Source organism: Kitasatospora sp. A2-31, assembly GCF_022288725.1.
In the GTDB taxonomy this organism is placed as follows: Bacteria; Actinomycetota; Actinomycetes; order Streptomycetales; family Streptomycetaceae; genus Kitasatospora.
Genome location: NZ_JAKNTA010000003.1, coordinates 740,724 through 753,082, shown reverse-complemented (window position 1 = coordinate 753,082; position 12,359 = coordinate 740,724). Strand labels below are relative to the sequence as shown.

11 protein-coding genes are annotated in these 12,359 nt (G+C 74.9%); 3 read left to right on the top strand and 8 right to left on the bottom strand.

Annotated features, from left to right (window positions below):
* The 4 genes from MCM47_RS12305 to pdxH form a co-directional block, all read right to left on the bottom strand.
* On the bottom strand, positions 1 to 1,208 hold a 1,208-nt coding region (locus tag MCM47_RS12305; RefSeq protein ID WP_238861312.1), incomplete at its 3' end, for a KGGVGR-motif variant AAA ATPase.
* The gene (locus MCM47_RS12300) at positions 1,205 to 2,584 is read right to left on the bottom strand and encodes a TIR-like protein FxsC (protein WP_238861309.1); all 1,380 of its coding nucleotides are present in this window, start codon (positions 2,582 to 2,584) and stop codon (positions 1,205 to 1,207) included. The genes MCM47_RS12300 and MCM47_RS12305, both read right to left, overlap by 4 nt.
* 94 nt (positions 2,585 to 2,678) lie before the next feature.
* Positions 2,679 to 2,876 (bottom strand): hypothetical protein, encoded by a 198-nt coding sequence (locus MCM47_RS12295; protein ID WP_238861307.1) that lies wholly within the window; start codon positions 2,874 to 2,876, stop codon positions 2,679 to 2,681.
* Positions 2,877 to 3,029: 153 nt separating this feature from the next.
* Positions 3,030 to 3,662, bottom strand: coding sequence for a pyridoxamine 5'-phosphate oxidase (pdxH, locus tag MCM47_RS12290; RefSeq protein ID WP_238861475.1), 633 nt, complete (start codon positions 3,660 to 3,662; stop codon positions 3,030 to 3,032).
* A 414-nt stretch (positions 3,663 to 4,076) separates the two neighbouring features.
* Between pdxH and MCM47_RS12285 the strand changes: the two genes are divergently transcribed.
* Together MCM47_RS12285 and serC are read left to right on the top strand one after the other, a co-directional pair.
* Positions 4,077 to 5,177: a citrate synthase 2 gene (locus tag MCM47_RS12285; RefSeq protein WP_238861305.1), complete on the top strand. Its 1,101-nt coding sequence runs from the start codon at positions 4,077 to 4,079 to the stop codon at positions 5,175 to 5,177.
* 136 nt (positions 5,178 to 5,313) lie between these two features.
* Positions 5,314 to 6,432 carry a phosphoserine transaminase gene (gene serC, locus MCM47_RS12280; RefSeq protein ID WP_238861303.1) on the top strand — a complete coding sequence of 373 codons (1,119 nt, stop codon included), beginning with the start codon at positions 5,314 to 5,316 and terminating at the stop codon, positions 6,430 to 6,432.
* Positions 6,433 to 7,029: 597 nt separating this feature from the next.
* Here the strand turns inward: serC and thpR are convergent.
* Positions 7,030 to 7,617, bottom strand: coding sequence for an RNA 2',3'-cyclic phosphodiesterase (gene thpR, locus MCM47_RS12275; protein ID WP_238861301.1), 588 nt, complete (start codon positions 7,615 to 7,617; stop codon positions 7,030 to 7,032).
* A 72-nt stretch (positions 7,618 to 7,689) separates the two neighbouring features.
* Between thpR and MCM47_RS12270 the strand changes: the two genes are divergently transcribed.
* Complete coding sequence (locus MCM47_RS12270) at positions 7,690 to 8,208, top strand: GNAT family N-acetyltransferase (protein WP_238861298.1); 519 nt, start codon at positions 7,690 to 7,692, stop codon at positions 8,206 to 8,208.
* A gap of 49 nt (positions 8,209 to 8,257) precedes the next feature.
* On the opposite strand, the gene MCM47_RS12265 is transcribed toward MCM47_RS12270, so the two are convergent.
* The 3 genes from MCM47_RS12265 to MCM47_RS12255 form a co-directional block, all read right to left on the bottom strand.
* The gene (locus MCM47_RS12265; protein ID WP_255752127.1) at positions 8,258 to 9,709 is read right to left on the bottom strand and encodes an MFS transporter; all 1,452 of its coding nucleotides are present in this window, start codon (positions 9,707 to 9,709) and stop codon (positions 8,258 to 8,260) included.
* Positions 9,710 to 9,945: 236 nt separating this feature from the next.
* Positions 9,946 to 10,380 (bottom strand): MarR family winged helix-turn-helix transcriptional regulator, encoded by a 435-nt coding sequence (locus MCM47_RS12260; RefSeq protein WP_238861285.1) that lies wholly within the window; start codon positions 10,378 to 10,380, stop codon positions 9,946 to 9,948.
* A gap of 133 nt (positions 10,381 to 10,513) precedes the next feature.
* Entirely contained in the window at positions 10,514 to 12,310 is a 1,797-nt protein-coding gene (locus tag MCM47_RS12255) for a hypothetical protein (RefSeq protein ID WP_238861283.1), read from the bottom strand.
* Between the last annotated feature and the right edge of the window lie 49 nt (positions 12,311 to 12,359).

The following is a 12,359-nucleotide window of genomic DNA, read 5'->3' as shown; positions in this document are numbered from 1 at the left end:
TCCGGCAGCGCGCTGTCGCCGGGCGGGCCCGGGTCCAGCGGAGCGGCGGCGCCGTGCAGCGAGGTGAGGTAGCCGAAACCGGCCAGGGCGGCGGCCGCCCACTCGGCCCAGACCCGGTCCCCCGGCGCGTAGCTGAGGTACACCTGGCGGGAGCGGGTGCGGCCGGTGCGCAGGTACGCCGCGTACAGCCGGCGGCGGGCGCGGTCCGGGACCGGGTGCAGCGTGCGCACCCGGCCGTCGGTCAGCCAGTCCGCCAGCCGCTCGAACGCGCCGAGCAGGCTGCGGCCCTGCTGCGGCCGGTCGACGATGGTGGCCGGCACCTCCTCGTAGGCGTAGAAGGGCTTGTAGGGCACCTCGACGTCCCGCCAGTAGTCGGCCCGGCGGTCGGCGCTCAGCCAGCGGTCCAGGTACGGCGCGAAGGCGTCGTGGGCGAGGTCGCGCCCGGCGGCCAGACCGGCCCGCTCGGCGTCCTCGACCCGCATCGGGACGGGAAGCACCCGGATCTCGCGCTCGTCGGCGTCGACGATGGCCCGGGCGGCGTCGACGCCGCCACGGATGCTCTGGGCACCGAGGGTGAAGCAGTCCACCACGGTGTCGGGCATCAGCACGGTGCAGATGCCCGAGGTGTCGCTGACGCCGGTGCGGCTGTCGATCAGCACGTAGTCGTAGCTGCGCGTCCACCGCTCGCGCAGGGCGAGCAGGAACTCGGCGCCCCGGACGTCGGCGCGGGTGTAGAAGCTGCGCCAGTTGAAGCTGGTGACGGCGGCCGAGTAGGCGGCGTTCTGCCGGCCTGCCGGCATCAGGTCGAGCCGGCCGCCGACCGGCAGGTCGAGGGCGAGGCCGCACAGGTAGCGGTCCATCCGGCCGGGCTCGGCCAGCCACTGCGCGGGGGCGGTGGCGGCGGCGTCGCCGGGGCCCGGGAGGGCCTGTTCGACGTAGGCCCGCAGCAGGTCGATCAGGCCGTCGGTGGCGTGGAGTTCGGGGTCGATCAGCAGCGGGTGGTAGTACCGGTGCAGGCCCGGAGCCTCCAGGTCCCAGTCCACCACCAGGACCTTCAGGCCCTGGCTGGCCAGGATCCAACCGAGGTTGGCCAGGGCCATGGTGCGGCCGGTCCCGCCCTTGTAGGAGTAGAAGGTGACGACGGAACCGGTGCCGGGCGTCGACGGGGTGGCGGCCCCGTCCGCGAGGGCGACCTGGTCGGCGGTCATCGTTCGGCGTCTCCTTCGCGGGGCTCCCGGCGCGGCGGGGGCGTGGGGGCGGGCGGCCACGAGGGGATCGTGAGACCGGGCATCGTCCCGACCGCGGGGGCGAGCCCGAACCGGGCCCGTGCCGAAACCGGATCGGGGTCGTCCGCCTCGTCTAACAGCCTGTTCTGCGCGACCGTTACGGTGCTGAGGAGTTCCGCCTCGAAGCGTTCCCGGGCGACCCGCACGCGGAACAGCGGTTCCGGACCGGAGCGGTGCAGCCAGTTGCGCGGGAAGACCTCGCGCACCCCGCCCCAGAGCCGGGCGCGCGCCGGGCCGTCCGTCGGATCGTCGGTCCCGGCGGGCACCAGCACGGCGGTCACCGGGTGGTTCCCCTCGTCGAACGCCCGCAGGGCTCCCCGGTAGGGCTCCGTACCGGCCGCCCACGGGTCCACCAGCAGGACGCTGACCTGGTTGCCCTCCCGGGCCCGGTCCAGGCTGGCGGACAGGCCGGGGCCGATCTCGTCCAGCGTGGTGCTGTGCCCGGCGCGGGTGATCACCTGCTGCGCCTGCACCACCAGCGAGGGCAGCCGCGGCGGGTGGTAGGGCGCCCAGTCCCAGGGCTGCGCCCCGTACCAGCCGCCCCGGGGGCCGGGCTCGGCCGGCGTCCGCTCCTCGGGGCCGGTGGCGGCCTGCGCGAGCGCGGCGGCGGCGCCGGCCGGGCGGTCCCCGGCGAGCGGGCGGGCCGCGGCATGGCCGGCGGCGACGAAGATCCGGACCAGGCCGCTGCGGGTCTGCGGAGCCACCGCGGCGGGCACCGGGAAGCAGCCCTCCACCAGCCCGAGGTCGAGGCCGTCCAGCTCGGCCACCGCCTGCAGGGCGGCCTCCCGCACCCGTTCGGCGATGGCCCGCACCACCCGCCGGTAGTCGGGGCCGTGCGGGTCGGCCCGCAGCAGGTCGCGCAGGCCGAGGGCGGCGTAGGCCGGCCCCAGGTGGTGCTCCAGGTACTGGATCCGCCGGACCTCGGCCGGCAGCTCGGCCGGCGGTGGCTCCCAGACCACCGGGATCAGCGCCGGCACCGACTCGCCGGTCAGCTTCCGGTGCCGGCGGACCCGGTCGTCGAAGGCCGTCCACTCCTTGCCGCAGTACGAACTGGCGAAGTAGGCCGGGGAGTAGAGCGCCACCATGGTGCGGCTGACCGCGAGCATCCGGGAGAGCTGCTGTTCCCAGTCGTCCCCAACGCGCAGCCGTTCGGTGTCCCGGTAGGCGAGTTCGCCGGGGCCGGCCGCCGGCTCGATCCGGGCGAGCTCGTCCCGCAGGTCGCTGAAGAACTGGTCGACGAAGGCCCCGCCGGCCACGTGGTCCTGCCGCGCGTAGCTGAAGAAGAAGTACGGCCGCACTGCACCCCCCGGCGCCCGATCCGCCAACTCGGCTCAAGATACCGAGGAGTTGACTCAAGAGAGCCGGGTTCCGGGAAGATCCCGGCCCGCCCGGTCAGGCGGCGGAGGAGAACCCGGCCACCGGGGCCGGACCGGACCTGCCGCCCTCGACGCCCGCCCGGCGCAGCAGCGCGCCGAGGTCGGCCGCCGCCATTTCGGCCAGCTCGCCGAGGGTCGGCCGACGGGGGGCGTCGCCCGGATCGGCCGACCCGGCGGCGGATGCGGCGGCGACAGGTGCGGCGGTGGCGTCCATCGGATGCCTCACTCTCTCGGAGGAGTGCGGCCCAGACCCCGGTCCGGGCCTTTCGGCCACGCTACACCGCCTACCTGACGTTGCGTCATATCCGTGCAGCGGCAATGCGGTTCGCCGACCAACGGGCGCGATCCGGGCGCATCCGCGCCGTCCTCACGGACAGAGCCGCTCCACCCGCCAGCCGCCCGGCACCGACGGGTCCGCGAGGTAGCGCAGCCGGTCGTGCAGCCGGTTCTCCCGCCCCTGCCAGAACTCCACGCTCTCCGGGACCACCCGGTAGCCGCCCCAGAACGGCGGCACCGGCACTCCCTCGCCCTCCGGGTACCGGCGCTCCAGCTCCGCGTACCGCTGCTCCAGGACCTCCCGGCCGTCCACCGGGCTGGACTGCTCGCTGGCCCAGGCGCCGAGCTGGGAGCCGTGCGGGCGGGTGCGGAAGTAGGCGGCGGTCTCGTCCCGGCCGACCTTCTCCACCCGGCCCTGCACGATCACCTGGCGGGCCAGCGCGATCCACGGGAACAGCAGCCCCGCGTACGGGTTGGCGGCCAGCTCGGTGCCCTTGCGCGAGCCGTAGTTGGTGAAGAAGACGAAGCCGCGGGCGTCGAAGCCCTTGAGGAGCACGGTGCGGGAGCTGGGCCGGCCCTCGGCGTCCGCGGTCGAGAGCACCATCGCGTTCGGTTCCACCACGCCGGCGTCGTCGGCCTCGTGGAACCAGCGGGTGAACTGGGCGATCGGCTCGGCGGCGAGGTGCTCCTCGACCAGGCCCTCGTGGGTGTAGTGCTTGCGCATCACGGTGAGGTCCGGCCCGGGCCGGGCCTCCTCGGCCAGGATCCGGGTGGCGGGCTGCGAGGGCGTCGACTGGGCGCGTTCCGGGGTCTGCACAGCAACATCATCCCGTACGACAAGCAACCGGCACCGCTACCTGTGGACAAACCCCGGTGGGAGATAAGGTGACTCGCCACCGCTTGACCGCCCGACCTACGGTGGATTGTCTGGAACCTGGCGTTTGGTTCCGGAGATTTCCCGGGCACGACCGGCCATCGGGCGAAAGTCAAGCGGCCCCTGGGGAAACATCACCACGGTGGTGTATGGCGCAATGCACCCCGTGCCTGTCAGGCTGGCACCGAGTGCCAACCACCATCGGTCACTGGTATGCCGCCCCACCATGGCGGCCCGCCGATCGCAGAACTGAAGGAGCCGTCCATGTCCGACTTCGTACCCGGGCTTGAGGGAGTCGTCGCGTTCGAGAGCGAGATCGCCGAACCCGACCGTGAAGGCGGCGCCCTGCGGTACCGCGGTGTCGACATCGACGACCTGGTCGGCCACGTCTCCTTCGGCCACGTCTGGGGCCTGCTGGTGGACGGCAAGTTCAACCCCGGCCTGCCGGCCGCCGAGCCCTTCCCGATCCCGGTCCACTCCGGCGACATCCGCGTCGACGTGCAGTCCGCGCTCGCCATGCTCGCGCCGGTCTGGGGCCTGCGGCCGCTGCTGGACATCTCCGCCGAGCAGGCCCGCGACGACCTCGCCCGCGCCGCCGTGATGGCCCTCTCCTACGTCGCCCAGTCCGCCCGCGGCCAGGGCCTGCCGATGGTCCCGCAGAGCGAGATCGACAAGGCCGAGACCGTCGTCGAGCGCTTCATGATCCGCTGGCGCGGCGAGCCGGACCCGAAGCACGTCAAGGCCATCGACGCCTACTGGACCTCCGCCGCCGAGCACGGCATGAACGCCTCCACCTTCACCGCCCGCGTCATCGCCTCCACCGGCGCCGACGTCGCGGCCGCGCTCTCCGGGGCCGTCGGCGCGATGTCCGGCCCGCTGCACGGCGGCGCGCCCTCCCGCGTGCTCGGCATGATCGAGGAGATCGAGCGCACCGGTGACGCCACCGCCTGGGTCAAGAACGCGTTGGACAAGGGCGAGCGCCTGATGGGCTTCGGCCACCGCGTCTACCGCGCCGAGGACCCCCGCGCCCGCGTGCTGCGCCGCACCGCCAAGGAGCTCGGCGCGCCGCGCTTCGAGGTCGCCGAGGCGCTGGAGAAGGCCGCGCTGGAGGAGCTGCACAACCGCCGCCCCGACCGCGTGCTGGCCACCAACGTCGAGTTCTGGGCCGCCATCATGCTGGACTTCGCCGAGGTCCCGGCGCACATGTTCACCTCGATGTTCACCTGTGCCCGCACCGCCGGCTGGTCGGCCCACATCCTGGAGCAGAAGCGCACCGGCCGCCTGGTCCGTCCGGCCGCCCGCTACATCGGCCCCGGCCCGCGCAGCCCGCGCGACATCGAGGGCTACGACGCGATCGCGCACTGACCCGAAAGAGCTGCGGAAACAGCGGGTCCGGCACCGGCCGGGCCCGCTGTTTCCGCAGCTCGCAGCCGCCTTGGTGACATCTCAGCGATCGGACGGCGGTCACGGTGGACGACCGCCGACCGGTAGGCTGCGCCCCGTGGCTCAGATCCAGATCCCCGCTGACATCAAGCCCGCCGACGGCCGATTCGGCTGCGGCCCGTCCAAGGTGCGCCCCGAGGCCCTGAGTGCCCTCGCCGCGACCGAGACCTCCCTGCTCGGCACCTCCCACCGCCAGGCCCCGGTGAAGAACCTGGTCAAGCGCGTGCGCGAGGGCGTGAGCAGCCTCTTCTCCCTCCCCGAGGGATACGAGGTCGTGCTCGGCAACGGCGGCTCCACCGCCTTCTGGGACATCGCGGCCTTCGGCCTGGTGCGGGAGAAGTCCCAGCACCTCGACTTCGGCGAGTTCTCGTCCAAGTTCGCCTCCTCGGTCAAGGCCGCGCCCTGGCTGGCCGAGCCGAGCGTGATCAAGACCGCTCCGGGCACCCACCCGCTGCCGGTCGCCGAGGCTGGCGTGGACGCCTACGCCCTCACCCACAACGAGACCTCGACCGGTGTCGCGATGCCGATCGCCCGCCCGGACGGCGCCGACCAGGGCTCGCTGGTCCTGGTGGACGCCACCTCCGGCGCCGGCGGCCTGCCGGTGGACATCGCCGAGACCGACGTCTACTACTTCGCCCCGCAGAAGTCCTTCGCCGCCGAGGGCGGCCTCTGGCTGGCGACCTTCTCCCCGGCCGCCCTGGAGCGCGCCGCCGAGATCGCCGGCTCCGGCCGCTACATCCCGCCGTTCTTCGACCTGCCGACGGCCATCGACAACTCGTCGAAGGACCAGACGTACAACACCCCGTCCATCTCCACGCTGTTCCTCCTCGCCGACCAGCTCGACTGGCTGAACGGCAACGGCGGGCTGGACTGGGCCGTCGCCCGTACGGCTGATTCCTCGTCCCGGCTGTACGGCTGGGCCGAGAAGTCCGCGTTCGCCAACCCGTTCGTGGCGAACCCGGCCGAGCGCTCGCAGGTGGTCGGCACGATCGACTTCGACGCCTCGGTGGACGCTGCCGCCGTCGCCAAGGCACTGCGTGCCAACGGCATCGTCGACACCGAGCCGTACCGCAAGCTCGGCCGCAACCAGCTGCGCATCGCGATGTTCCCGGCCGTCGACCCGGCGGACGTCGAGGCGCTGACCGCCTGCATCGACTACGTGGTCGAGCAGCTCTGACACGTCGCGGGCGACGCGCGAGGGCCACCGCCTGCGGGCGGTGGCCCTTTCACGTCCACACTCCGTCGCACCGGACGCCGGCCGGCGTCCGACGGGCCGGACCTAGCGGTCGACCAGCGAGCTGATCAGCACGACGACGAGCAGCAGCACCAGGGCGCCGGTGACGATACGCATACGAGTCTTGGGATCCACGGTCATCGAGGGTACCTCCGGCCGGTCGGAGCTCAGACGCCGAGGCCGGATCCCCCGCTCTCGTCCACGTTCCGCCCGGTGACCCGGCGGGCGTCGTCCGAGGCCAGGAAGGTCCGGGTTCCTCCGCCAGGCTCAGCGGGAGGGCGTTCGGGGAGCCTTCGCCGTCGCGTACGAAACGGCCCCCGGGAAGGCCGCCCGGGTGACGCCGGACGACACGTCGACGATGCGGCCACCGTCCCGTCGGGCGGGCACTCCCGGGCCCCCTGAGCAACTCCCGGTCCCCTGGACGCAGGGCAGGGGCGGCGGGCCAGGGGCCGGGGTGCCATGGGCCGGGGTGCCATGGGCCGGGGTGCCAGGGCGGCGGGCCAGGGGCCAGACCGGCGTGCCGGGGGGCCGGGCCGGGGCTCAGCTCCAGTCGGCGAGCGGCCAGGCCCGGACCGTCCGGTAGTGCGGGGCGCCGCCCTCCGACTCGCTCTGCATCAGGCGCAGCTCGGCGGCCACCCACTCCGGCCCGCGGTAGTCGGCCAGCGCCGCCGCCAGGCCGTCCAGCTCCGCCGCCGCCACCCGCTGCACCGCCCGCCGGTGCCCCCGGTGGGAGCCGGCCCGGGCCAGGGTCAGGTGGGGGTGGAAGCCGTACGCGTCCGTCTCGCCGGCCACCTCCGCGGTCGCCTCGCCGACCGCCTCGGCGAGCCGGCGCAGCGCCCAGGTCTCGCCGTCCACCCCGGCCCAGAGCACCCGGTCGCCGAAGCGGCCCGCCCCGGAGATCCGCAGCCGGTGGACCGCGTGCACCTCGGCCACGCCGGCCAGGCCGGCCTCCAGCTCGGGCAGCCGCTCGGGCGGCACCTCGCCCAGGAAGGCCAGCGTCAGGTGCCAGCCCTCGACCGTCGTCCAGCGCAGCCGGTCCGCCCCCGGCAGTCCGCGCACCGGTGCGACCGCGTCGGAGAGCCCCTGCAACGCCTCGACCGGCGGGACCACCGCAACGAAGAGCCTCATACCGCCATCCTCCCTCCCCGCACACCGGCGAGCGGCTTCCCGAACCGCGTCATCCGGGCTAGAACGGTCCTCATGAAGATCCGCAACGGGGGTCCCGAGTCCGTCCCCGACATCCTCGCCCTGCTCGACGGCGCCGTCACCTGGCTGGCCTCCCAGGGTCGCACCGGCCAATGGGGTGACCAGTCCTTCAGCGGCAACCCGGCCCGCGTCGAGCACGTCACGAAGTACGCCGCCGCGCCGTTCCTGATCCGGCTGGCGGTCGACGACGAGGGCCGCACGGTCGGCTCCTGCGTCCTCTCCGAGGAGCGCGGCCAGCACATCCCGGCGGTGGCCGAGCGCGAGCTGTACGTCCGGAACCTGGTCACCGACCGGTCCCGCAAGGGTTCGGGCATCGGTGCCGCGCTGATCGCCGATGCGCTCGACGAGGCCCGCCGGCGCGGCATCGGCCTGGTCCGGGTGGACTGTTACGCGGGCGCCGACCGCAAGCTGGTCGGCCAGTACCGCGCGCTCGGCTTCACCGAGACCGAGTCCTTCGAGGTCGAGCAGCCGGGCGGGGTCTGGCGGGGCCAGGTGCTGGAGATCAGGCTCTGACCGGACACCCCGGGGGCGGGCGATCCCGCCCCCGGGGGCCGGCCGACCGTCAGCAGGCCGCGGCCAGCTCCGACTTGTCCGGGGCGGTGGTGCGCGGTACGAAGGCCACCACCCGGCCGCCGCGGCCCGGGTGCAGGTCGAACCGCATCCGCAGGTCCGCACTGCGGGCCAGCACCAGGCCGACCACGGCGGCGGCCGCCGCCGACACCAACCCGCAGGCCAGCAGGCCGAGTCGGGGTCCGTACGAGGCGGTCACCCAGCCGACGACCGGCGCGCCGATCGGCGTGCCGCCGGTGAAGACCAGCACCAGCAGGCCCATCACGCGGCCCCTCATCTCGGGGTCGGTGCCCAGCTGCAGCGCCGAGTTGACCGAGGTGTTGAAGCTCAGCCCGAACACCCCGATCAGCGTCAGCAGCACCGCGAAGGACCAGTAGCCGGGCGCGAACGCGGCCACCACCTCCAGGGCGCCGAACGCCAGCGCCGCCCCCACCAGCCGGCGCAGCCGGGGTGCGCCCCGGCGGGCCGCGAGCAGCGCACCGGCCAGCGAACCGACCGCCATCGCGGTGTTCAGCAGGCCGTACTGCCCCGCACCCACGTGGAAGGTGTCGTGGGCGAAACCGGAGAGCAGGGTCGGGAAGTTGAAGCCGAAGGTGCCGATGAACCCGGCCAGCACCATCGGCCAGAGCAGCTCGGGCCGCTCCCTCACGTACCGCAGGCCCTCGCGCAACTGCCCCTTCTCACGGGCGATCGGCACGGTCGGCCGCAGCTCGCTCTCCCGCATCGCGAGCAGACCACCGATCACGGCGGCGAAGGAGAGCGCGTTCACGGCGAACGCCCAGCCGCTGCCCACAGCCGCGATCAGCAGGCCCGCCACGGCGGGGCCGACCAGGCGCGCGGTCTGGAAGTTGGCGGCGTTCAGGCTGACCGCGTTGGCGAGGTCCTTCGGCCCGACCATCTCGGAGACGAAGGCCTGCCGGGTCGGGTTGTCCACCACCGTGACCAGGCCCAGCAGCAGCGCGAACGCGTACACGTAGTACGGCGTCACGACGCCGCCGACGGTGAGCACGGCGAGGCCGGCGGCGAGCAGGCCCATCGCACCCTGGGTGTAGATCAGCAGCCGGCGCTTGGGCATCCGGTCGGCGAGCACCCCGCCGAACAGGCCGAGCAGCAGCATCGGCAGGAACTGCATCGCGGTGGTGATGCCGACGGCGAGCGGGCTGCCGGTGAGGCTGAGGACCAGCCAGTCCTGGGCGATCCGCTGCATCCAGGTACCGGTGTTGGACACCACCTGGCCGGCGAAGTAGTAGCGGTAGTTGCGCACGCGCAGGGAGGAGAACATCCCCCCGGGCCGGGTGAAGCGGTCCCCCGTGGCGGTCGGGAGGGATCCGGCCGGCGAAGGGCCGTCGACGGCCGACGGGCGGGCCGCGCGGGGGCGGCCTGGAGCGGCGGGGTCGTCCGCCGCGGTGCGTTCGTCGGGGTCGTCGTCGCCGTTGCCGGGCAGCCCCGTCGGGGCGGGTGCCTGGCTCTCGGCGGCCGCGGCGCTCGCCGCGGCGGGGTCGGTGGTCGGGTCGTCGGTGCGGAAGGCGGCGGCGCTGGCTGCGGCCGGCGGTGTCACGGTGGTCTCCCCTCGCGGCGCGACGACCCGTCGGGGGGCCGTCGCGCTCCTGGTGTCAGTGGTCGGTCCTGCGGTGATGCGGTTCTCCTTCGTCTTCCGGCGGCTGACCGGAACGGCGGTGCCTAGAGGTGTGCGAGCTTGTAGAGCACCGGCGCGGCCTCCCTCAGGACGGCCCACTCCTCCTCGTCGAGCCCCTCGGCGAGTTCGGCGAGCCAGGCGTTGCGCCGGCGGCGGCTCTCCGTGAGGATCTCGTCCGCCTGCTCGGTACTGCTGACGACCACCTGCCGGCGGTCCTCCGGGTGCGGCTCCCGCCGCACCAGGCCCTTCTCCTCCAGCATCGCGACGATCCTGGTCATCGAGGGCGGCTGTACGTGCTCCTTCCGGGCGAGCTCACCCGGCGTGGCCTTCCCGCAGCGTGCGAGGGTGCCCAGCACCCCCATCTCGGTGGGGCTGAGCGACTCCTCGACCCGCTGGTGACGCAGGCGTCGGGAGAGGCGCATGGTGGACGACCGCAGCTGATTGACGGCTGCGAGGTCCTGCTCGGACATCTCGGGCATGTTCTTTAGCCTACGTCATTACTCTCGCTAAAGAAAATCGGTTTCCGATCACCCGGGCCGCGGGTCCGCCCCGGCGTTCCCCGGGCCTCCGGCGCCTCCTGCTCCGGGGCCCCGGCGCCCGGGGGCGCTGCGTTCAGCGCCGGGTGTCCACCGCGGCGAGGCCGTCCGGCATGCCCAGGACCAGCAGCGTCCCGGCCAGGGCGAGCGACCAGACCTCCGAGCCGGTCCGCACGTCCACCACCCGGCCGGTCCCGAGGTCGCGCACCCGGACCAGCCCGTCGGCCCACGCCGCGGCCACCACCGGGCCGGCCGACGTCGTCCCCGCGGCCACCGCCGTCACCGGGCAGCCGCGCCGGTCGGACGGCTCGGGCATCGGCCCCGAGCGCGGGCCCCAGAGCCGGACGGCGCCGTCGAAGCCGCCGCTCGCCAGCAGGGGGATCTCCGGACCGGTCAGCGGGCCGCCACCCAGCGCGGTGCCGGCCAGCGCGGTGACCGGCCCGTGGTGCAGCCGCTCGCCGACCACCTTGCCGCCCTCGTACCAGTGCACGGTGCCGTCCGCGTCGCCGAACGCCGGCGCGGAGTCGGCCAGCCCGCCGATCGCCGCCACCGCGCTCAGCCCGCCGCCCGGGCCGCCGCCCGGTGCCGGGTCACCCGCCGCCGAACGGATCGCGTCCAGCGCCGTCATCAGCCCGTACGGCTCCAGTCCCGGCCGCGGTTCGGCCGGGACCACCAGCTCCGCCCGTCCCCAGGCGTCGAGCAGGACGACCGAGCCGCCGGCCGTCACCGCCAGCCCCCGCAGCGGGCGCGGGGCCGGCACCACCACGGCGCCGACGCGGCGGCCGGTGGCCGCGTCGAAGGTCCGTACCGCACCGGTCGGATCGGCCACCAGCACCTGCGACAGGTACGGTCCCGCCCCGGCGGTCAGCGCGACGGCCGGTCCCGGCCAGTCCGGGTCGGCGCCCTCCCAGCGCGCCCAGCGCCCTGACCACGGCGCCGGCAGTCGGGCGAGGACGGCCGCGGCGGCTGCCGCGACGGTGTCCGCCCCCAGCAGCCTGGTCCGCAGCACGGCCGCCCGGACGGCCGGGTCGGGCTCGTCGATCACCGCCGGACCGGCAGCGCGCCAGGCCCGGGCCAGCGCGTCGTCGCGCCGCTCGACGGCCGCCGTCACCGGGACTGGGTCGGCCAGCGCGTAGAGCAGCGGGTCGGCGGCCAGCGGGCCGGGGTCGCCGGCCGCGGCGGCCGCCGTCCAGAGCGCGGAGAGGGCCTCCTCGCCGACGGCACGCAGGTCGGCGCCGGCCGGCGGCACCGGCGCAGGCGGGGCGGCCGGTGCGCCGAGGGCCGGGCCGGGCAGCGGGTAGGCGGCCGCGTCGGCACCGCGGGCCGCCGCCCACCGCTCGAACCCGGCCCGGTCCGTCCACTGCGGATCGCCGAGCTCCAGCACGGCCGGGGCGGGCACCGCGGTGAACGCCCCGGCGGCCGTGCCCCCGGTCGCCGCCCCGACCACCAGCCGCACACCGGGAAGCCGGAGCAGCGGGTCGAGCAGCTCGGTCACCAGGCCGGCCGGATCCTCGGCCGCGTCCAGCTCGGGTACGCAGACCAGGGTCGGCCGGGCGTCCGCCGCGATCGCCTCGATCAGCGGGCCCGGGGCGTGCGCGACCAGGTCGAGCTGCCGTCCCAGCGACCAGACGGCCGTCCGGACGGTGGCCCCGGCGGCCGGCAGGACGGCGTGGATCCGCCGCCCGCCGGGCACCGCCTCCGTGGTGCAGCCGCGGACCAGCCAGGCCAGCAGGTGGGACTTGCCGGCCCCGGGCGGCCCCGAGACCCGGCACAGCCGCGGTGCCCGCGGGTCGTCCAGCCAGCCGAGCAGTGCCAGTCCGGCCGGCCTGCGCCCGGCCCCCAGCGGCGGCATCCGCCCCCCGTCCCGCGCCATTCCCCTGCTTCCCTCTCCGCGATAGCGCCCTGTCCGGGCCCGCTCCTGC